This is a genomic window from Allobosea sp. OAE752 (genome assembly GCF_050433265.1).
GTDB classification, from domain to species: Bacteria; Pseudomonadota; Alphaproteobacteria; order Rhizobiales; family Beijerinckiaceae; genus Allobosea; species Allobosea spartocytisi.
Genome location: NZ_JBNPXO010000013.1, coordinates 97,024 through 115,956, shown reverse-complemented (window position 1 = coordinate 115,956; position 18,933 = coordinate 97,024). Strand labels below are relative to the sequence as shown.

The following is an 18,933-nucleotide window of genomic DNA, read 5'->3' as shown; positions in this document are numbered from 1 at the left end:
GGAAAGGCGAGAGGCGGCAGCGGCGCGGGCGTCAGCCCTGCGCCGGCTCCAGCAGGATGTCGGTGTAAAGTTCCGAGACGTCGGGCTCGGGGTCATGCGTCGCGAATTCGGCGGCGTCGTTGACGATCTCGCGCACCTTGGCGTCGATCGCCTTCAGCTCGTCCTCGCCGACCTTGAACTCGCGGACCAGCCGGGCCCGGACCTGCTCGATCGGATCATGCTCCTCGCGCATCCGCTGGACCTCGTCCTTGGAGCGGTACTTCGCCGGGTCCGACATCGAGTGGCCGCGATAGCGGTAGGTCTGCATCTCCAGGATGTAGGGGCCCTTGCCGGAGCGCGCATGGTCGATCGCGCGCTGGCCGGCCTCGCGAACGGCCCGGACATCCATGCCGTCGACCTGCTCGCCCGGAATGTTGAAGGAGACGCCGCGGCGCGAGAAATCGGTCTGGGCCGAAGCGCGGCTCACTGCGGTGCCCATGGCGTAGCGGTTGTTCTCGATGATGAACACGACCGGCAGCTTCCAGAGCTCGGCCATGTTGAAGCTCTCGTAGACCTGGCCCTGATTGGCGGCGCCGTCGCCGAAATAGGTCATGGAGACGGTGTTGTCGCCGCGATACCAGTCGGCGAAGGCGAGGCCCGTTCCGAGCGATACCTGCGCGCCGACGATGCCGTGGCCGCCATAGAAGTTCTTCTCGCGGCTGAACATGTGCATGGAGCCGCCCTTGCCGCGCGAATAGCCGCCGCGCCGACCGGTGAGCTCAGCCATCACGCCGCGCGATTCCATGCCGCAGGCCAGCATGTGGCCGTGGTCGCGATAGCCGGTGATGACCTGGTCACCATCCTTGGAGGCCATCTGCATGCCGATGACGACGGCTTCCTGGCCGATATAGAGGTGGCAGAAGCCGCCGATCAGGCCCATGCCGTACATCTGGCCGGCCTTCTCCTCGAAGCGCCGGATCAGCAGCATCTCGCGATAGGCGTGGAGGTCTTCGTCCTTGGTGAAGGGAGTGACGTTGCTGGCAGCCGGGGCGGACTGCCCCGCTCCCTCCTTGGCCGAACGTGCCTTTGCCGGCTTGGCGGCGGCTTTCGATGGGGCGGGAGCTTTCGGTTTACGCGCAGCAACAGCCATAGACGATCCTCCAAGGGCCTTCGACCTTTGTTGTAGAGGATCGAAAAAACCTTGGCGAGGACGCTATCTCGCACTGCACCATCATCTAAGTCGTTGAAATATAATGATACTGCAGGCGTAACTGGATTCAAGTTAATTGATACGTCTGAGACTAACAGCCGGCTCGCTAACGCCCCATGATCACGACGTCGTTCTTGTGGGTCCGGGCAAGCATGGCACGCGCCGACTCGTCGAGCAGATCGCGATCGACATTGTCGTCGCGCACGAGGGCGAGGCGCTGTTCCCAGGATTTGCGCTCCAGGGTGAGCGTCGCCAACTCCGCTTCCAGTTCGCGCAGCGATTCCCGAACGGCGCCGCGCGCCTCGAGGCCGCGCGCGCCGTGCTGGGCGTGGAACAAGAAATAGCTGACCGTCAGCGCCGACACCGCATAGAGCGCGAGCGTCACGAAGACAGATCTGAGACCGCGACGAATGACCATGGCTGATGAGGCTAGGATGGCGTGGTTTCCGGGCGGTTAACGCACGGGGCCGGAGGGTTACGCCAGGAAGGGGACAGGCGGCATGGATGTGCATTGGACATGTTGACCCGCGCCCTTCACCTCCGTATGTCAGCGGGCCTGTGAGGGCGGGTAGCTCAGTGGTAGAGCACGTGACTTTTAATCATGTGGTCGTGGGTTCGATCCCCACCCCGCTCACCACCACCCGGAATCGGGCCACGGCCTGAGCCGGCCCCGTCACCGGACGCTTCCGCCCCCATCGGCGCCTGCGCGCACCCAAGCCCCGCCCCGGAGGAATGCCGTGCCCAAGCTGTGCAAATTCACCTCGCCGCGCGACGGCAAGCCCGTCTATGTCAATCCCGAGCAGGTCGTCGTGGTCTACACCCACAAGGGCGAGCCGGCGGACACCATCATCGGGTTCGGCAAGGATTTCATGCTCGGCGTGCGGGAGAGCCTCGAGGAAACCGTCCGCATTCTCGAACAGGCGACGGCTTCCAAAAGCCAAAACTGAACGCGGCGGCCCGAAGCCGGGACGCGGCTTTCGGAAAGCCCGATTCGATACGATCAGGTAGATAGATCGCCATGATCGCGCCCGACAGGACGCTCGGCGATCTAGCGGCTCATATCCGCCAGCGCTTCTCGCATGGCGAGGCTGCGAATCCCGAACAGGCCTTGGTAAGGCAAGGCCAGATCGACGATGACGAACATCACGCTCGCGACGGAGACCACCCCGATCGCGAGGACGATGCCGCTGACTCGACGGCGCGGCACCTGCAGCCCGAAGCTCAGGAACACCAACGCAAGCCAGAAGCTGATGATACCGAGGAACAGCCCGCTTTGCGGGCCGTTCGTATCCTCGATCACGGCCCAGCGGCTTTCCTGAACTCTGGCGTAGTCGGCCCGGCAGCGTTGCAAAACCGGGGATAGATCAGGCGCCGGAGCGGTCGTGTCGATGGCCAGTCCGACCTCGTTGAGCATGCCGGCCAGAACCGCATCTTCGCCGCGAACCGACATGCGGCGGGTATCCGGCATGCCGGCAACCGAAGGAGCGGGCTCCGCAGGCCAGGTACTGGCGATCACGGCGGCGACGTAGCGGCTCAGGATCTGCCGGGTCGGAGCAAGGTTCGGCCCCAGATTGCGCAGGCATTGGTCGAGCCGCGCCAGCTCGGCCGCGTAGAGCGAGCGGTTCCTGTTGGCGGAATCGAAGGCGGAGCGCGCAGTCGAGAGCTGCAGGCTCAGCACCAGCGCGGCGAAGGTCACGAGCAGGCCGGTCACCAGCCGGACCGCTTCCATGTTCTCCTTCGACAGATGCTCCTCCGGCAGCCACATGCGCAGGGCGATGCCGGCCAGAGCGCTCAGGCCGAACAAGGTCAGAAAACCGAAGCCTGAGAGGATTTCCATGGCGTCGCCGCGAGAAGGCCGATCGGGCCCGGCCATGCTCTCACAGCGCAGCGACCGATGCGAGCCCCTGCGTCACACGCGAAAAGCCGCTCAGCCGAGCCGGCGCGTCACGCCGCCCTTTATCGGCCTCCGACTGTGAGGCGGTGGCGGAGCCTCGGGCAGGAGATAGGCGCCCCCGCCCATTCCGAGAGCCGGCCAGCCGGGATCGACATAGGCGTCGAGTTCCCAGCAGCGCAGCCGCAGACGCTCGTCTTCCGTGGTTGCATCGGAGCAGCGCGTGAATTGCGAGCGCTGCCAGAAGGCAGTCGCTGGCTGCGGCGCCTGCGCGAGGCCGACCAGCAGAACCGTGGCCAGAAGCCTGTTCATCGCGGCGCTCCCCTGCCCCTGTGACTGCGACCAATCGACCATCAATGCCCGCGGGGCTCTTGCGGAAAGCTTAACCGGGCGGGAACAGGGCGCGCCGTCGCGGGTATCTCCTATGCAGGGCTCAAGGCAGGAGGTTCCGATGCGAGCCAAGGTTCGGCGCGGCGACAGCACTGGCGAGGCAACCCGTCCGGTCTTCAGGATCGAGACCGTCGAGGACTACGGACTGGCCAGGCATCGCATCGAAAGCCTCAAGGACTCGACACGCGGCGACGATGAGGAGCAAGAATTGCAGGCTCTCATCGATGCCGTCGAACGCTGGGATGCCGACCATGCCGCCCAGCCGGGCCGACACAGGAGGTAGATACCGTGAAAACGCCGATCATGGTCCATACCGAGGAAGACTATGACCGGGCGCAGCAGCGCGTCGAGGAACTGAACGCCCTGCCCGACGGCCCCGAAAAGGACAAGGAACTGCAAGCGATCGCCGAAGCGATGCTCGCCTTCGAGCTCCGTCGCGACGACGCCGACGACTGATCCCCGCGGCATCGAGCCCAGCAACGTTCAGGAATCGTTGCTGGCGTTGAGCTCCTCCGGGCGAAGTCCTTCATCCGGATGAGTTCTGGTGGCGGGCTCCTGCGCCTCGAGCCACCGCGCCACGATCTCCGCCACCATCTCTTCACGCGTATGCCCAGGCCGATGCGCCGCGATGTGGCGGTCGAGCGCTGCGGTTTCGGCCTCGGCCAGCAGGACAGTCAACGCAATCGGCATGATTTGTCTCCACGTCTCCGGGAACAGCACCGGCTTCCAGACGTTGTAGCAAGCGCGGCATCCGATCACGACATCGCGATGCAAGCAAGTCGGCAAACCGAACGAGCAGGGAATTTCAAGCTGCTTTCGGTGGCGCGGTTATTTGCGCGTCTCTGCCACGGTTTGTCTCGACAGAAGACGAACAAAAACTTGTTTCATCTGTTGGTTGCATGAACGGCCTGCGACTTGGGCTGATAAAGGAGGAAAAAATGCTCACGCATAAGCTCGCCATGACCTCTATCGGATTCGCCATGCTGACCGCGACGGCGCTCGCGCAGACGAGCGCTCCGACGCCACCCTCGTCCTCGACGAGCCCGGCTCCCGCGGCTCAGCCTGCCAAGCCGCCGGCAAACAATCTCGCCGGCCAGGGCAAATGGCGTACCAGCAAGCTGATCGGCGTCGATATCTACGGCCCCGACGACAAGAAGGTCGGTGACGTAACCGAAGTGATCGTCGACAAGACCGGCAAGATCGAGATGGTCACGGTCGGCGTCGGCGGCTTCCTCGGCATCGGCGCGAAGGACGTCGCCATTCCCTTCGAGCAGGTGACCTGGAGCGATCAGCCGATCGCCCCACCCGCTCCGGCCCCTGCCCCGGCGGGCGGTGCTGCCGGTAGCGCGGGCGGCGGCATGAGCGCGGCTCCGCCGGCAGCATCGGCTCCGAAGGCGCCAGCCATGTATCCGGATCATGGCAAGATCACCATGACCAAGGACCAGCTCAATGCAGCCCCGGCCGTGACCTATTCCGGCAGCTGACACGTTCGATCCGAACCGCCCCGGCAACGGGGCGGTTTCGTTTGTGCCAGCGTCATGGATCCGGACCCGCTCCTGCGGCGAGCGTGCGGAGCAAGGGCGGAACGGCTTCGGGCAGCTCGTCCGCGATCAGCCCGAAGCCCAGCGCTTCGCCGGCCTTCCCGTGCAGCCAGACCGCCATGCAGGCCGCTTCAAAGGCCGGCACGCCCTGCGCGACCAGCCCCGTGACCATCCCGGCCAGGACGTCGCCGGAACCGGCGGTCGCCAGCGCCGGCGAGCCGGTCGCATTGATCGCCGCACGCCCGTCCGGGCATGCGATCACCGTGTCGGCTCCCTTGTAGACGACGATCGCCCCGCTGAAGGCAGCAGCCTTGCGGGCGCGCTCCAGCTTGGAAGAGTCCCGGTCGATCGCCGGCTCCCGGCCGAAAAGCCGCCGGAACTCGCCCTCATGCGGTGTCATCACGCAAGTGGCGTTCCGCTGTCCCAGCCTCGACAGGGCTTCCGCATTCTCCGCCAGAATCGTCAGCGCATCGGCATCGAGCACCAGCGGCTTGCTGCTATGGACAAGCGCCGCAACCAGCTGGCGAGCTCGCGCATCGAGCCCAAGCGCCGGGCCTGCCAGCACGACGGACAAGCGCCGATCCTCCAGGAGAGGCGCAAGACCCGTTTCGTCCGCGAGGGAGCGCTGCATCAGCGCGTCCGGCCCCCGCGTCGCATGCGCCGCCAGGGCCGCGGGAGCGCAGAGGATGGTCGCGAGCCCGGCGCCGATCCGTAGGGCCGCCCGCGCGCCGAGCCGCGGCGCCCCGACGCCGGCGATCCCTCCCGCGAGCACGGCAACGGCGCCGCGCTCGAATTTATGCGTGAAGCTGCCATGGCGCGGCAGATGGCAGCTCCAGAGAGCGGGACCGTTGGCGAAGGCCGTAGGAGCGATCGCCTCGAGGGCCGCTTCGGCCGGAATGCCGATATCCGCCAGCGTCACCTGTCCGCAGAGATCGCGGCCGGGCTGGAGGAGGTGACCGGGCTTGAGCCGGAAGAAGGTCACCGTTTCCGCGGCACGAACGACCGGCCCCTCGGCCTGCCCGGTATCGCCCGAAAGCCCGCTGGGAACATCGACCGCGACCAGCGGCCGGCCAGAGGCGTTCATCGCCGCGACCAGCTGCGCGGCCTCGCCGGCAAGCGGCCGGCTCAAACCCGCTCCGAACAGCGCATCGACGAGGATGTCCGCGTCGTTCGGCACGGCCACGCCCGACGGCAGGATCGAGCCGCCCCAGCGTTCCGCGGCGATGGCGGCATCGCCCCGCAGCGCATGCACGTCGCCCAGCAGAGCGACCGTCACCTGAAACCCTCTTTCGCGCAGGAGCCTCGCAGCAACGAAGCCGTCGCCACCATTGTTTCCTGGGCCACAGAATACGCTCACGCTTGCGCCGGAAGCCGCATGGCGGGAGACCGCATCGGCCACCGCCGCCCCGGCCCGCTCCATCAGCATGACGCCCGGCGTCCCACCCGCGATCGCGATGCGATCCGCCTCCCCCATCTGCGCCACTGTGAGCAAGGCGAGGTCGGTCGTTCGCATGGCTGGGATCGTTGTGCCGGGCATGGCCCATCATGAGAGCAGGTCGCACGGCGCGACAACAAGGCGCCAAGGCAGCATTTGCACTACAATTAGGCGTTTGACTTTTTTTTATGCTGTTTTTTGCCTCTCGATCAGGCGCAAGAAGCCGGGCTGCCACGTGGCGGTGCGCGGGCGCCGATGCTATGAGCAAGACAAGGTGCTTCGCATGCGGCCGGGGATCGTTCAAACTCCCGGATCGCGGCGGGTGCCGCCCGGCTCCGGCCGGGGTCTGGGGCGCAAAGGAGGCCGGTCGGCGCATGAAGAAGATCGAAGCGATCATCAAGCCCTTCAAGCTGGACGAGGTGAAGGAAGCGCTTCAGGAAGTCGGGCTTCAGGGCATCACCGTTCTCGAGGCGAAGGGCTTCGGCCGCCAGAAGGGCCATACCGAGCTCTATCGTGGCGCCGAATACGTCGTCGACTTCCTGCCGAAGGTGAAGATCGAGATCGTTCTGGCCGACGACATGGTCGAGCGCGCGATCGAGGCGATCATGAAGGCCGCCCAGACCGGCCGCATCGGCGATGGCAAGATTTTTGTATCGAGCGTGGAGGGTGCCATTCGCATCCGCACGGGCGAGACAGGCGCGGACGCGATCTGACGATTTCCCGCATCACATGGGTCGAGAGCTGCCGGGTGATTTGGATCCATCCGCAGCGCGCGAGTTTGAGAATTAGCTGGCAAGAGGAATGCTGAAATGAAAAGCGCCAAGGATGTCCTCAAGGCGATCAAGGACAACGACGTCAAATATGTCGATTTCCGCTTCACCGACCCGCGCGGCAAGTGGCAGCATGTGACCTTCGACGTCACGATGATCGACGAGGACATCTTCGCCGAAGGCACGATGTTCGACGGTTCCTCGATCGCTGGCTGGAAAGCCATCAACGAGTCCGACATGCTGCTGATGCCGGATCCGACCACCGCCGTGATGGATCCGTTCTTCTCGGCCGCCACCATGGTCATCACCTGCGACGTGCTCGAGCCCGCCACCGGCGAGCCCTATGGCCGTGACCCGCGCGGCATCGCCAAGAAGGCCGAGGCCTATCTCAAGTCGACCGGCATCGGTGACACCATCTATGTCGGCCCCGAGGCCGAGTTCTTCGTCTTCGACGACGTCAAGATCGCGGCGGATCCGTACAACACGGGCTTCAAGCTCGACAACGTCGAGCTGCCGATCAACGGCATGACCGAGTACGAGGGCGGCAATCTCGGCCACCGCATCGCCACCAAGGGCGGCTACTTCCCGGTTCCGCCGCAGGATTCGGCGCAGGACATGCGCGGCGAGATGCTGGCGGCCATGGCGGCCATGGGCGCCAAGGTCGAGAAGCACCACCACGAGGTCGCTTCCGCCCAGCACGAGCTCGGCCTGAAGTTCGACACCCTGACCCACATGGCCGACACCATGCAGGTCTATAAGTACGCGATCCACAACGTCGCCCAGAGCTACGGCAAGACCGCGACCTTCATGCCGAAGCCGATCTATGGCGACAACGGCTCGGGCATGCACGTCCACCAGTCGATCTGGAAGAACGGCAAGCCGACGATGGCCGGCAACAAATATGCCGACCTGTCGCAGGAGTGCCTGTGGTACATCGGCGGCATCATCAAGCACGCCAAGTCCCTGAACGCCTTCACCAACCCGTCGACGAACTCCTACAAGCGCCTCGTCCCGGGCTATGAGGCTCCGGTGCTGCTCGCCTATTCGGCGCGCAACCGCTCGGCGTCCTGCCGTATTCCGTGGACGACCTCGCCGAAGGCCAAGCGCGTCGAGGTCCGCTTCCCCGATCCGATGGCGAACCCCTATCTCGCCTTCGCCGCCATGCTGATGGCCGGCCTCGACGGCATCATCAACAAGATCGATCCGGGTCCGGCCATGGACAAGGACCTCTACGACCTGCCGCCGCGCGAGCTGAAGAAGATCCCGACGGTGTGCGGTTCGCTGCGCGAGGCCCTGGAAAGCCTCAAGAAGGACAACGCCTATCTCAAGGCCGGCGGCGTCTTCAACGACGACTTCATCGAGAGCTATATCGAGCTCAAGATGCAGGATGTGGCGCGCTTCGAGATGACGCCGCACCCGGTCGAGTTCGCGATGTACTACTCCTACTGAGAGCTCGGGCCGGCTCTTTCGAGCCGGCCCACGGCTTCCTCCCGGCCGCGTATCCCGCGGCTACCTTTCACCGGGGCGGCGACGCCCCGGTTTTTTGTTGGCTTCAGGCGCGAACCCTCAGAGATAGCGATTATGGCCGAACGTCACGCTCCCTGCGGCGGTCGCGAGGTCATTGCCGTATTCGACCGTGCCCACACGGTCCAGGCCAGCCCCGGTGAAGACCGTCGGCACGACACCGCCCACGCTCGCGCTCCGCACGATGTTTCCGGAGATCACCACCGAACGTCCGCTTGACGACACTGCGTGGTTCGAGACACCGATCCCCATCTTCGCACCACGAACCAGATTCCCCGTGACGACGAGATCGCGCGCGCCGTCATTGATGCCGGCCTGAACGCCGATGCCGGCGACATTCTCGATCAGGTTGCCCGAAACCACACAATCCTGCTCGACGACGATGCCGTTGCCGCCAGTGGTTCCGCCGGTCACGGCATTGTCGGCCATGCTCGAAATCCGGTTGCCCTCCACGACGACGCTGCGCGAGATGCCGTCATTGTACAGGCCGGAATTGGCGACATTGATCCCGCCGCCGGCGGTATCGATGCTGTTGTTGGACACGATGCAGCCGGTGAGATCGATTCCGGCCCCCGGCGCCTCGATGAAGATCGCGATTTCCCGCGCGCCGAAGATGTTGTTGTTGCTGACATTGTGCAGCCCGCCGCCATTGCAGCGGATGGCCGAGTATTGCGTATTGAAGATCTGGTTGTTGGTAATTGTGACGCCGACCGCCCGGAAGACACTGATGCCGTTGCCATTCTGCCCTGTGCCGCCGGCCACCGTGTCGATGCCGTTGATGAGATTGCCGGAGATTGTGGAGCTGTCGCCGGTGATGGTGTCACGCCAGACCGCGATGCCGTTGTTGCTCATCAGCGCCAGCGAGCAGGACAGCACGTTGATGCGGCCGTTCTCGCTCCAGATGCCGACGGAATGGCTCTGGAGATAAGTGCCGCGGAAGGTGGCTTCCGCCCCCCTTACATAGACGCCGATCCCGGGGGAATAGAGGATGCGGCAATCCTCGAACACGACATCCTTGGCGCCGTTCGCAACCGCGATGAAGGCTGGCCTGCCGGCAACGTAATCGGACAGCGCGCGGTTCTGCCCGTCGAACGAGAGGCCCTCAAAACGCACCTGGCTCTGCCCATCGACAACAAGGAAATTATTCACACCACTGAAGCGAAGCACCACCGAACCCGGAATGGCGCGCGCCAGCAGCGGCTTACCGCCACCATTGCTGGGAAGAACCGTGACCGTGCCTGAATCATACACGCCAGCCTGAAAGAAAAGCGGCCTGTCCTGGCTGCGGGCATAGTCAAAGACGGTTTGCAGGCCTGTGAAATTGGTCCAGCCCGATGTTGCCGCCGCCGTGCGTGCAACCACGGCGTCATCGAACAACGCGAAAGAAGGCATGCGCTCTCTCCTATAGGAACAAAACAAGAACATTCCTATACGAGGAAATTAATCCTGTCAATCGATTCGACTGCGATGCGAGATGCGAACGCGATCGGCGAGCGTGCCTCGGCACAACGCCGAAACGGAGCTGTCGGCTCCTGAGGCCGGAGTTTGCACAGAAACGACGACAGCGCGCTCGGCGTCGGGCGCGTGTCTCAGGGCTTCGCGCCGAGGAGCAGCCGATAGCTCTCGATCGTGCGCCCGACATGCCGCTCCGTCGTCAGCGGGTCGGCCCAATAGCCGCGATAGGCAGCTATGCCCATCGCGCTTGCGCAGGCATCGTCCTTCAGGCGCGTCAGCGCGGCCGAAAGGCCGGCGGCATCCCCGCGATCGACGAGGATGCCATCCTCTCCGTCGGCGACCCAGCTCGCCGAACCGGTCGTCCGCGCCAGGATCACCGGCACGCCGAGCGAGCGTGCTTCGGCGATCACCAGCGGTCCAGGCTCGTACCAGAGCGATGGCTGCACCAGGCAACGTGCCTGCGCGATCTCGTCGAAGACACGCTCGGCCGGCACCCAGCCACGAATCTCGGCTTGCGGGTTGAGCCGCGCAATCTCGCCGGCAAGCGGCCCTTCGCCAACGAAACGTACGGGCATATCGGCGTCGCGCGCAGCCTTCGCCAGGACATCCGCCGCCTTCTCCTGGGTAAAGCGGCCAAGGAACAGCGCGTGCCGGTTGCGGGTGGCGTTGACCGGCGTGCGCCTTTCCGCCTCCACCATGTTCTCGACCACGACATGCCGGGCCTGCCGCGGCAGAAAAGGTTCCGCGAAACGGCGCGCGAAATCGCTGACATGGATAAAGAGCGGTGCGTCGAGCTTGCGCATCGCCTTGTCGGAGCCGAGCTGCCGGGCGACGCGGATCAGCTTGTGCGGATAGGAGGCGCGGTCGCAATTGCAGGCCACGCAGCCGATCGACATCGGCCTGCGCTGACAGAGCGCGTTCGCCTTGAAGTCGAAATAGCCGCCGACCGGACAGAATGAGAAATAGTCGTGAACGGTGAGGGCGACAGGCAGCCCGCTTTCTCCGGCGGCAGCGATGGCAGCCGGGCTGAAGGCCTTGGTCCATTGATGGAGGTGCACCAGCGTCTCGTCGCGCGGCTGGCGGGCGAGAAGATCGCTCAGAAAGCGGTAGGCCCGGGCATTCCAGATACCTTGCCTGGCGGCTGCGAGCTTGCTCCCGACCTGCCAGATTTCCTTGCCGGCGAAGTGTTCCACGCTGATCCGCGGATGGTCGAGCCGTTCGGAGATGGGGCCGATGGCACAAGCGAAGACAATCTCGACACCCGCCTCGGCCAGCCCACGCGCGCTCTCGATGGCGACCTTGGCGGCACCGCCGTTGACCGAACCGAAATCGCTGATGATCACCGCGCGCACGAAAGTCTCCAGGCGGGATTCGGGCCGTCAAAGATTGACGGCACCTACTTGAACGACAGGATCCGCTGCGGCGCGAGCCGCCCGCGCAGCAGGTCCCAGAAAGCGAGGCAATTGCCCTTCAGCCGGCCGATCCGATCGACGGGGTTGTTCGGCTTGAGGCTGCCGCCGATATTCGCCGCGACATTGCCAGCGGCAAGCCGCAGAGCGCGGCGCGGCCTGAGCGTGCCCTTGCGCACCAGATAGACCGGGTTGGCGATCTGCGAATAGCCGAAGCGCAGACCGGAGGTCCGTCCGCGCTTGCTGCCGCGATGCACACCGCGCAGCGCGGTCGAATGTACGATCCGCCCCTGCCCGGCGAGCTGCTGGCAGAAATCGGTGTCCTCCTGCCAGCCATAGAGCGGCAGGTTCTCGTCGAAACGCGCCCCGGCCGCCCGGATCGCCGCGACCCGGAATACCATGTTGCAGCCATAGGCATTCTCGACCGGCGTCAGCCGCGCCTCCGCCGGCGCGATGTCCCGTGCCAGGATCGCCCGGGCTTCCGCGGCAGCGAGGCCGGGCCCGTGGATGCCGTCGGCAAGCACCTGTCCGGTCGCGACAACGATGTCGCCTTCGCGGCCGAGCAACGCCTCCGCCTCGGTGACGAAGGACGGGGCCGGCAGGAAATCATCGTCGAAGAACAGCAGCAGCTCGGCATCGCCGATCGCGTCGAGAATGGCATTGCGTTGCACGCACAGCCCCTGTCGCGGCGCGACCCGCCTGACCGGCACGGCGAGCGTCGCGGCGAAGGACCAGTCGACATCCTCCTCCTGCGCCGGGCAGATCAGGATCTCCGCCGGCAGCCGCTCCTGCCGCGCAAGCTCGGCGAGCGTGTCGCAAAGCACCTCCCGGCGCCCGGCGGTCGCGATCCCGACGACGATCTTCATGGCTGGAGCGTTCCGATCATGCATCCGTCCCTCAATGTGCCAGCCATCGCAGCATGCGGGGCAAGACGGGCAGGCTCGCGAGCATCGTCACGCCGAGCCCGGCCGCGGCGGCCAACACCACGTTCCCGCCAAGCCAGGTCGATATCGCCCAGGCCGCGACGATGGCCAGCAGGGCGGAGGCGAGCGGCAGCCGCGGCATCTCGAACGGCAGCAGGCGCAGCAGCAGCAGGCCGCCGGCGAGCGCGACAAGCGCTCCGACGGCCGCACCGGCCGAGATCGTGAAATCCGTTCCGCCGAACCACGCCGTGGCGGCCAGAGCGCCGGCGCACATCAGCGCAGAATCGAATACGGCGAGCCCGGCGATCGCCGCCAACCGACGCTGGAGATGGGCCGCCGTCGGCAACAGGGTCTGCACGATGGCCCGGATCAGCGCCGTGAACGTGATGAGGGGCGCGACACGCAGGAAGGATTCGCGCAGCTCGGGCGCGATCAGCAGCGTCGTGGCGACGGCCAGCAGGCTGAGCACGGCCGCGGCGCCCATCGCCGAGAAGCCGGCGAGCAAGGCATAGTAACGCCCGAGCTCGCGGCGGAATTCGCCGCTGCCGCCATCGCGGTCGAAGAGCTGTACGAGCGAAGGATAACGGATGGCGTAGATCGCCGAGACGATCAGGACGAAGGGGCGCTGCAACAGATCGAGCGCCAGCAGCGGCGCGGCAGCCGCCTGCCCTCCCAACGTGGCGGTGAAGATCGCCTTCAGCCCGAGCGGTGCCAGCATCGCGGCGACCGAGGCTCCCGCGGAGATCCCACCATAGGCGAGATGCCGGCGCGTCGCCTCGAGGCTCCAGCGCCCCGGTTCGCCGAAACCGCCCCGCGAGACCAGGATCGCCAGGACGAGATAGGCGAGATAGCCCGCCATGACGCCGCCGAGGACATGGGCGAAATCCGCCCCGGCCCAGGCGCCGGCCAGCGTGCCGATGGCCATCAGCGAGGCGCGCAGGGCCTGCATCCAGGAGAACAGCCGGAAGGCGTGCCGGAAGCGCAGCATGGTGAGATGGATCTCGCTGCCGCCCTGCACGATCGCCGCGACCGCGCCGAGCCCCGCGGCCGGTGCCGGCACGCCGCAGAACCACGCGATCAACGCACCGACGACGCAAAGGCCGCAACAGGCCAGGAATTCCGAGGTGATGGTTCCGCGCCCGGTCGCCTCGCTCTGCGCGTCGGGGCCGGGATAGAAGCGGCTGCAGGCGAAGCGAATCCACTCGAAGCAAGCGATCGCCCCGAACTGCACGACTGAGATGAACAGCGAATAGGCCGTGAACTCCGCCGCCGGCAGCCGGTGCGCGACAACGAGCAACAGCCCCAGCGCCAGAACGGCCTGGTAGATATAGGCTCCGAGCGCAGCGATCTTCGCCATCGCGGCCTCAGCCTGCGACAGTGGCGGCGACGCGGCCTGTCAGACCGGCACTGGCAATGATGGCACCGTTCACGCGCGAAACCCTCCACCGTCAGGCGTAGGGCCGAAAGGTTGATATTTCGCGTCGGGGAGCACCGGACCGAACCACGAACCGGATGCCAGCGCCCGGACGGGGGCGCCGGCACGATCCGGAAGGGGCGCCGCGCCCCGGCCGTCAGGGATCAGGAGAAATGCAAGACGGCGAATCCGGCGCCTGCCGCGACGGCAGCGAGCCACCAGAGCCCTCGCGAGGACGTCCAGTCCAGGCGTGGCGCTTCCGCCACGACGCGGGCATCCTCATAGCCGAAGGACTCGCCGGCCAGACGCGCAGCGCGCTGAAGCCCGGCCATTCTCGTCACAGGAAACGACTGACGCGACACCACGGCGACCTCCCCCTAGGCTGATCTTAGCGCATTGCGAATCGCCGCATAGGCCCGATCACGCTCACCATCCTGATCCTTGCCGCTTAACGCAGCCTGAATGGACCGGGTTCCACGTAGAGGTTCACGGCGATCCATGACCTGTCGATGACGACGGGCGGCGCATGGCTCCTGACAGATGTGGAAGGCGAGGTTTTTATAGCGGCCGGCACGGTCTATAAGCGGCCGCGAAGCGCAGGACGGGTCGGAATGCGCTAGAGTTTAGCGTTGCGAATCAGGAAGCATTTGGCGCGATGGCGGAGAATGGCGATCTTTTCGGCTCGGACGCGGAGCGGCCGGCTGAGGCTGGCCCGAAGCCGGAACTGCGCGCACCCGCCGAGGCTCCGAAAGCGCCGCGCGGCGGCGCAGGAGCTGCGCGCAACGGAACCCTGTCCGAGACCGGCTATGACGCCTCCGCCATCGAGGTACTGGAGGGGCTCGAGCCCGTCCGCCGTCGGCCAGGCATGTATATCGGCGGCACCGACGAGCGCGCGCTGCACCACCTCTTCGCCGAGGTGATCGACAACGCCATGGACGAGGCCGTGGCCGGCCACGCCACCTTCATCGACGTCGAACTGTTCGAGGACGGCTCGATCGCGGTGACGGACAATGGCCGCGGTATCCCGGTCGACCCGCATCCGAAATTCCCCGGCAAGTCGGCGCTCGAAGTCATCATGACGACGCTGCATGCCGGCGGCAAATTCGACTCCAAGGCCTATGAGACCTCGGGCGGCCTGCACGGCGTCGGCGTTTCCGTCGTCAACGCGCTCTCAGATCGGCTCGAAGTCGAGGTCGCGCGTGGCAAGACGCTCTATCGCCAGATCTTCTCGCGCGGCCTGCCCCAGGGACCATTGGAGACGGTCGGTGCCGTCGCCAACCGGCGCGGCACCAGGGTCCGCTTTCACCCGGATGCGCAGATCTTCGGCGAAGGCGCGCATTTCTCCCCGGCACGCCTGTTCCGCATGGCGCGCTCCAAGGCCTATCTCTTCGGCGGCGTCGAGATCCGCTGGACCTGCGCGCCGGCGCTGCTGAAGCCGGAGGGCGATGTCGCGGCAGAGGCCGTGTTCCGCTTCCCCGGCGGCTTGCGCGACTATCTCGGTCGCGAGATCGAGGGCAAGGACCTCGTCGCCGAGCCGATCTTCTCCGGCAAGATCACGAAGGATGGCGGCCACGGCTCACTCGAATGGGCCATCGCCTGGCTCGCCACCGGCGAGGACGGCTTCTCCTCCTCCTATTGCAATACGATCCCGACCCCCGAAGGCGGTACCCATGAGCAGGGCCTGCGCATCGCCCTGCTGCGGGGCCTGCGCGACCATGCCGAGCGCATCGGCCAGTCGAAGCGCATGGCGCAGGTCACCTCCGACGACGTGATGGCGACCTGCGCCGCCATGCTCTCGGTCTTCATCCGCGAGCCGGAATTCCAGGGCCAGACCAAGGACAAGCTCGCGACGCTGGAAGCCTCCCGCATCGTCGAGAACGCCGTGCGCGACGCCTTCGACCACTGGCTTGCCGCCGCACCTCAGCAGGCGCTGCGCCTGCTCGACTGGTCGGTGGATCGCGCCGAGGAGCGGCTGCGTCGCCGCCTCGAGAAGGAAGTCTCGCGCAAGACCGCGACGCGGAAGCTCCGCCTGCCCGGCAAGCTCGCCGATTGCTCCAATGCCGGCGCGGCCGGCTCCGAGCTTTTCATCGTCGAGGGTGACTCGGCCGGCGGCTCTGCCAAGCAGGCGCGCAACCGCGCCAACCAGGCGATCCTGCCCTTGCGCGGCAAAATCCTGAACGTCGCCAATGCCACGCGAGAGAAGCTCAACCAGAACCAGCAGCTCGCCGACCTGATCCTGGCGCTTGGCTGCGGCATCGGCACGCAGTTCCGCGAGGACGACCTGCGCTACGAGAAGGTCATCGTGATGACGGACGCCGATGTCGACGGCGCCCATATCGCCTCCCTGCTCGTCACCTTCTTCTGGCGCCAGACGCCGAAGCTGATCGAGAAGGGCCATCTCTACCTTGCCGTGCCGCCGCTCTACCGGCTCCAGCACGGCGGCAAAAGCGTCTATGCCCGGAACGACGCCCACAAGGACGAGCTGATCGAGACCGTCTTCAAGGGCAAGAAGCCGGAGATCTCGCGCTTCAAGGGCCTGGGCGAAATGATGCCGCAGCAGCTCAAGGAAACCACCATGGACCCGGCCAAGCGCTTGCTGCTCAAGGTCATGGTGGACCATGAGGCGAGGGAAGAGACCTCCGATACGGTCGAGCGGCTGATGGGCAACAAGCCCGAGGCCCGCTTCATCTTCATCCAGGAACGGGCGGCCTTCGCCGGCGAGCTGATCGACCTGTGATCGCCGGCGGCGAGCCCGGCATTTCTGCAAGGCTGCACCTCAGCGCCGCCGGGCTGCCCGCTTGCGAAAGGATTGGCAGGGTTCGCGCATGTCGAACCCCTTCCGCTTCCCGGACGATCATGATCGCAGAAGCCGCGCCCCGCTCGGCGAGCCGTCCCTGACGATATGGCCGAGCCTGCTCCACCTCCATCTCGACGCGACGGCGATCTGGCGGCGCCCGCCGGGAACGCTTCCTGGGACGACATCCGGATCTTCAACGCCATCGCCAGCGGCGGGTCGATGGCCGTGGCGGCGGCGCGGCTGGGCTTAAGCGAGGCCACCGTCACGCGCAGGCTCAAGGTGCTGGAGAAGGACCTCGGCCTCCAGCTCTTCATCCGCGAGGCCAACCGCCTCGTTCCGACGGCAATCGGCATCGAGCTCGCGGCGGAAGCCGGTGAGGTCGAGGCAGCCACCCGGCGCTTCCTGTCGCGGGCGGATGCCGCCCGTCCGCTTGCCAATGCGCCGGTGCGCGTCACCGCGACGACTTCGATCAGCCTGTTCCTGACCATGCACGCCACCACGGTCTCCAGGGATGCCGGCGGCGTCGAAATCGTCATCATCAGCACGCGCGACCGGCTTAGCCTCGCCCGTGGGGAAGCCGACATCGCGCTGAGGATGAGCAACCCGCCAGCGGAACCGGGCTACTACGCGCAGAAGATCGGCCGGCTGATGCAGGCGCTCTACTGCCGCCACGATGTCGATCCGGCGACGGCGCCGATCATCTCGGTCAACCGCGAAACCTCCTCGCGCATCGACGATCATATCCTGCGTTTCGCGGCCGGCAGGCCGATTGCGGCCCGAGTCGGCGATTCCGCAGCACGCTATGAAAGCATCCGCTCGGCCGGCGCGCTGTCGATGGCGCCCTGCTTCATGGCCGATCTCGACCCCGGCCTCCGGCGCATCGCGCCGCCGCCGGACGCGACCGGCGACGACATCTACCTGCTCTCGCATGACGTCTCGCGCCAGCGCGCCGGCGTCGGCGCCGTGCTGGCGGCGCTGCGCAAGCTCTTTCGCGAGCATCGGGCGCGCCTCGAAGGGCGATCGGCCGAGACCGGCCCCTCATCCTGAAAATGCCGCGCTTTCCGGAAAGATCCGGCTAACCAAGCTTTTACCGCTCTCGGTGCATGCTTGCGCCATACCCGTGCGGACACGGGACATGGAGAGCGCAATGCGCCTGATCCAACTGTTCTGGAAGAACAATCGCGGCACGGCGGCTATCGACATCGCCAAGGCCGCCGCGGCGATCGCCTTCCTGTCGGTCATCGCCGCCAATTTCGTCTCGAACCAGACGGCCGGCCTCGACAGGGACAAGCTGGCGCAGGCGAGCCTTGCTGCCGCGAAGCGCCAGCCGGTCGATCCGATGGTCACCGGCTCCATCGGCCAGACCGCGAACGCGACGAAGCTCGACCCCTGCGCCCTGCCCCGCTGATTTCAGGCCAGCCAGCGCGCCAGTTCCGCCGCCACCCGTTCTGGCTCCTCCAGCGTCGAGAGATGGCCGCAGCCCGGCAACGTCGCCAGCCTCGCCTTCGCGCCGGCAAGCCCGGCCATTTCCTGCGCTTCCGCCACCGGGGTGATCTCGTCCTCCTCGCCGACCAGCACCAATGTCGGGAGGGATAGGCCCGTCAGGACCGGCCGCGAATCCGGCCGCTGCATGATGGCCTTCTGCTGACGCACGAAACCGTCGGCTCCGATATCGTCGGCCATCCGGCGCACCAGCAGCCGCAACGGCTCGTCCGTCAGCCGGGCGGGCGCCACCAGGCGCTGCCAGAGCAGCGTCGTGACGTTGTCATAGGCCCCCTTCTCCGCGAGATCGATCATCTGGGCGCGGGGCTCATTGCTTTCGGGGGTCGCCGGCTTGGCGCTGGTGTCGAGCAGCGCCAGCCTCGTGACGCGCTCCGGTGCCCGGCGCAGCACCTCGAAGGCGACATAGCCGCCCATCGACAGCCCGCAGAGTGCAAAACGCGGCGGCGCAGCCGCCAGGAGACGCTCAGCGATGGCACCGAGGCTGTCGTCGCGGCTGTGTTCGGCGACCAGAACGAGGCGGCCATCGGCCAGCCGCGACCACTGCGGAGCATAGAGCGCGGCGGTGCAACTGAGGCCGGGGACGAGAACGAGCGGGTCCTTCATCGGGCAAAAATCGTCCTTTTCTGGCTACGTGATTGACTTTGCCGCGTTTTCTTTGCATTCCACACGGGTCCGAAGGCGCGCAGGAACTG

Annotated in this window: 21 protein-coding genes and 1 tRNA gene; 10 read left to right on the top strand and 12 right to left on the bottom strand. The window is 66.2% G+C overall.

Translation table 11 applies throughout. The features are described from left to right. Nucleotides 1–31 precede the first annotated feature (31 nt). The gene (gene pdhA, locus GGC47_RS25230; RefSeq protein ID WP_038365819.1) at nt 32–1,129 is read right to left on the bottom strand and encodes a pyruvate dehydrogenase (acetyl-transferring) E1 component subunit alpha; all 1,098 of its coding nucleotides are present in this window, start codon (nt 1,127–1,129) and stop codon (nt 32–34) included. Nucleotides 1,130–1,295: 166 nt separating this feature from the next. After that, the gene (locus GGC47_RS25225; protein WP_248311225.1) at nt 1,296–1,574 is read right to left on the bottom strand and encodes an FtsB family cell division protein; all 279 of its coding nucleotides are present in this window, start codon (nt 1,572–1,574) and stop codon (nt 1,296–1,298) included. A gap of 177 nt (nt 1,575–1,751) precedes the next feature. Between GGC47_RS25225 and GGC47_RS25220 the strand changes: the two genes are divergently transcribed. Together GGC47_RS25220 and GGC47_RS25215 are read left to right on the top strand one after the other, a co-directional pair. Next, nucleotides 1,752–1,826: transfer RNA gene (locus GGC47_RS25220), tRNA-Lys, on the top strand. A 100-nt stretch (nt 1,827–1,926) separates the two neighbouring features. After that, the gene (locus GGC47_RS25215) at nt 1,927–2,136 is read left to right on the top strand and encodes a hypothetical protein (protein ID WP_038365813.1); all 210 of its coding nucleotides are present in this window, start codon (nt 1,927–1,929) and stop codon (nt 2,134–2,136) included. A 101-nt stretch (nt 2,137–2,237) separates the two neighbouring features. Here the strand turns inward: GGC47_RS25215 and GGC47_RS25210 are convergent, their stop codons facing one another. Next, a complete protein-coding gene (locus tag GGC47_RS25210) occupies nt 2,238–3,026 on the bottom strand; it encodes a bestrophin-like domain (protein WP_038365811.1) in 789 nt (262 codons plus the stop codon). A 90-nt stretch (nt 3,027–3,116) separates the two neighbouring features. Then, the gene (locus GGC47_RS25205) at nt 3,117–3,392 is read right to left on the bottom strand and encodes a hypothetical protein (RefSeq protein WP_142020984.1); all 276 of its coding nucleotides are present in this window, start codon (nt 3,390–3,392) and stop codon (nt 3,117–3,119) included. A 139-nt stretch (nt 3,393–3,531) separates the two neighbouring features. Between GGC47_RS25205 and GGC47_RS25200 the strand changes: the two genes are divergently transcribed. Together GGC47_RS25200 and GGC47_RS25195 are read left to right on the top strand one after the other, a co-directional pair. Next, nucleotides 3,532–3,753, top strand: a complete 222-nt coding sequence (locus GGC47_RS25200; RefSeq protein WP_112762257.1) for a hypothetical protein — start codon at nt 3,532–3,534, stop codon at nt 3,751–3,753. A gap of 5 nt (nt 3,754–3,758) precedes the next feature. Further along, entirely contained in the window at nt 3,759–3,926 is a 168-nt protein-coding gene (locus GGC47_RS25195) for a hypothetical protein (protein WP_156116011.1), read from the top strand. 27 nt (nt 3,927–3,953) lie between these two features. Here GGC47_RS25195 and GGC47_RS25190 read toward each other — a convergent pair whose 3' ends face one another. Beyond that, a complete protein-coding gene (locus GGC47_RS25190; RefSeq protein ID WP_142020985.1) occupies nt 3,954–4,160 on the bottom strand; it encodes a hypothetical protein in 207 nt (68 codons plus the stop codon). 248 nt (nt 4,161–4,408) lie between these two features. Between GGC47_RS25190 and GGC47_RS25185 the strand changes: the two genes are divergently transcribed. Next, entirely contained in the window at nt 4,409–4,954 is a 546-nt protein-coding gene (locus GGC47_RS25185) for a PRC-barrel domain-containing protein (protein ID WP_185747841.1), read from the top strand. Between the two features lie 52 nt (nt 4,955–5,006). Here GGC47_RS25185 and GGC47_RS25180 read toward each other — a convergent pair whose 3' ends face one another. Further along, entirely contained in the window at nt 5,007–6,524 is a 1,518-nt protein-coding gene (locus GGC47_RS25180) for an NAD(P)H-hydrate dehydratase (protein ID WP_142020987.1), read from the bottom strand. Between the two features lie 296 nt (nt 6,525–6,820). Here GGC47_RS25180 and GGC47_RS25175 point away from each other — a divergent pair, with 296 nt between their 5' ends. Then, the gene (locus GGC47_RS25175) at nt 6,821–7,159 is read left to right on the top strand and encodes a P-II family nitrogen regulator (RefSeq protein WP_038365795.1); all 339 of its coding nucleotides are present in this window, start codon (nt 6,821–6,823) and stop codon (nt 7,157–7,159) included. A 96-nt stretch (nt 7,160–7,255) separates the two neighbouring features. Further along, nucleotides 7,256–8,665: a type I glutamate--ammonia ligase gene (gene glnA / locus GGC47_RS25170; protein ID WP_038365793.1), complete on the top strand. Its 1,410-nt coding sequence runs from the start codon at nt 7,256–7,258 to the stop codon at nt 8,663–8,665. 117 nt (nt 8,666–8,782) lie between these two features. On the opposite strand, the gene GGC47_RS25165 is transcribed toward glnA, so the two are convergent. From GGC47_RS25165 to GGC47_RS25145, 5 genes are all read right to left on the bottom strand, one after another. Further along, nucleotides 8,783–10,132: a TIGR03808 family TAT-translocated repetitive protein gene (locus tag GGC47_RS25165; protein WP_162719984.1), complete on the bottom strand. Its 1,350-nt coding sequence runs from the start codon at nt 10,130–10,132 to the stop codon at nt 8,783–8,785. 197 nt (nt 10,133–10,329) lie between these two features. Beyond that, the gene (locus GGC47_RS25160; protein ID WP_185747842.1) at nt 10,330–11,547 is read right to left on the bottom strand and encodes a glycosyltransferase; all 1,218 of its coding nucleotides are present in this window, start codon (nt 11,545–11,547) and stop codon (nt 10,330–10,332) included. A 44-nt stretch (nt 11,548–11,591) separates the two neighbouring features. Then, nucleotides 11,592–12,470, bottom strand: coding sequence for a glycosyltransferase family 2 protein (locus GGC47_RS25155; RefSeq protein WP_112762263.1), 879 nt, complete (start codon nt 12,468–12,470; stop codon nt 11,592–11,594). A 31-nt stretch (nt 12,471–12,501) separates the two neighbouring features. Next, nucleotides 12,502–13,884 (bottom strand): hypothetical protein, encoded by a 1,383-nt coding sequence (locus GGC47_RS25150; protein WP_142020989.1) that lies wholly within the window; start codon nt 13,882–13,884, stop codon nt 12,502–12,504. A 221-nt stretch (nt 13,885–14,105) separates the two neighbouring features. Then, nucleotides 14,106–14,273: a hypothetical protein gene (locus GGC47_RS25145; protein ID WP_156116009.1), complete on the bottom strand. Its 168-nt coding sequence runs from the start codon at nt 14,271–14,273 to the stop codon at nt 14,106–14,108. Between the two features lie 323 nt (nt 14,274–14,596). On the opposite strand from GGC47_RS25145, the gene parE reads away from it, so the two are divergent. The 3 genes from parE (at nt 14,597) to GGC47_RS25130 (ending at nt 18,146) form a co-directional block, all read left to right on the top strand. After that, the gene (parE, locus tag GGC47_RS25140) at nt 14,597–16,678 is read left to right on the top strand and encodes a DNA topoisomerase IV subunit B (RefSeq protein WP_370955660.1); all 2,082 of its coding nucleotides are present in this window, start codon (nt 14,597–14,599) and stop codon (nt 16,676–16,678) included. A gap of 165 nt (nt 16,679–16,843) precedes the next feature. Continuing rightward, nucleotides 16,844–17,785 carry a LysR family transcriptional regulator gene (locus GGC47_RS25135; protein WP_370955661.1) on the top strand — a complete coding sequence of 314 codons (942 nt, stop codon included), beginning with the start codon at nt 16,844–16,846 and terminating at the stop codon, nt 17,783–17,785. Nucleotides 17,786–17,885: 100 nt separating this feature from the next. Continuing rightward, complete coding sequence (locus GGC47_RS25130) at nt 17,886–18,146, top strand: hypothetical protein (protein WP_112762267.1); 261 nt, start codon at nt 17,886–17,888, stop codon at nt 18,144–18,146. Nucleotides 18,147–18,148: 2 nt separating this feature from the next. Here the strand turns inward: GGC47_RS25130 and GGC47_RS25125 are convergent, their stop codons facing one another. Next, complete coding sequence (locus GGC47_RS25125; protein WP_191124389.1) at nt 18,149–18,844, bottom strand: alpha/beta fold hydrolase; 696 nt, start codon at nt 18,842–18,844, stop codon at nt 18,149–18,151. Nucleotides 18,845–18,933 lie beyond the last annotated feature (89 nt).

What these genes read in the sequence shown, in the direction of transcription:
- pdhA (WP_038365819.1), bottom strand. Translation starts at nt 1,129, where the DNA reads ATGGCTGTTGCTGCGCGTAAACCGAAAGCTCCCGCCCCATCGAAAGCC.
- GGC47_RS25210 (WP_038365811.1), bottom strand. Translation starts at nt 3,026, where the DNA reads ATGGAAATCCTCTCAGGCTTCGGTTTTCTGACCTTGTTCGGCCTGAGC.
- GGC47_RS25205 (WP_142020984.1), bottom strand. Translation starts at nt 3,392, where the DNA reads ATGAACAGGCTTCTGGCCACGGTTCTGCTGGTCGGCCTCGCGCAGGCG.
- GGC47_RS25200 (WP_112762257.1), top strand. Translation starts at nt 3,532, where the DNA reads ATGCGAGCCAAGGTTCGGCGCGGCGACAGCACTGGCGAGGCAACCCGT.
- GGC47_RS25190 (WP_142020985.1), bottom strand. Translation starts at nt 4,160, where the DNA reads ATGCCGATTGCGTTGACTGTCCTGCTGGCCGAGGCCGAAACCGCAGCG.
- GGC47_RS25185 (WP_185747841.1), top strand. Translation starts at nt 4,409, where the DNA reads ATGCTCACGCATAAGCTCGCCATGACCTCTATCGGATTCGCCATGCTG.
- GGC47_RS25180 (WP_142020987.1), bottom strand. Translation starts at nt 6,524, where the DNA reads ATGCGAACGACCGACCTCGCCTTGCTCACAGTGGCGCAGATGGGGGAG.
- GGC47_RS25175 (WP_038365795.1), top strand. Translation starts at nt 6,821, where the DNA reads ATGAAGAAGATCGAAGCGATCATCAAGCCCTTCAAGCTGGACGAGGTG.
- glnA (WP_038365793.1), top strand. Translation starts at nt 7,256, where the DNA reads ATGAAAAGCGCCAAGGATGTCCTCAAGGCGATCAAGGACAACGACGTC.
- GGC47_RS25165 (WP_162719984.1), bottom strand. Translation starts at nt 10,132, where the DNA reads ATGCCTTCTTTCGCGTTGTTCGATGACGCCGTGGTTGCACGCACGGCG.
- GGC47_RS25155 (WP_112762263.1), bottom strand. Translation starts at nt 12,470, where the DNA reads ATGAAGATCGTCGTCGGGATCGCGACCGCCGGGCGCCGGGAGGTGCTT.
- GGC47_RS25150 (WP_142020989.1), bottom strand. Translation starts at nt 13,884, where the DNA reads ATGGCGAAGATCGCTGCGCTCGGAGCCTATATCTACCAGGCCGTTCTG.
- GGC47_RS25145 (WP_156116009.1), bottom strand. Translation starts at nt 14,273, where the DNA reads ATGGCCGGGCTTCAGCGCGCTGCGCGTCTGGCCGGCGAGTCCTTCGGC.
- parE (WP_370955660.1), top strand. Translation starts at nt 14,597, where the DNA reads ATGGCGGAGAATGGCGATCTTTTCGGCTCGGACGCGGAGCGGCCGGCT.
- GGC47_RS25135 (WP_370955661.1), top strand. Translation starts at nt 16,844, where the DNA reads ATGGCCGAGCCTGCTCCACCTCCATCTCGACGCGACGGCGATCTGGCG.
- GGC47_RS25130 (WP_112762267.1), top strand. Translation starts at nt 17,886, where the DNA reads ATGCGCCTGATCCAACTGTTCTGGAAGAACAATCGCGGCACGGCGGCT.
- GGC47_RS25125 (WP_191124389.1), bottom strand. Translation starts at nt 18,844, where the DNA reads ATGAAGGACCCGCTCGTTCTCGTCCCCGGCCTCAGTTGCACCGCCGCG.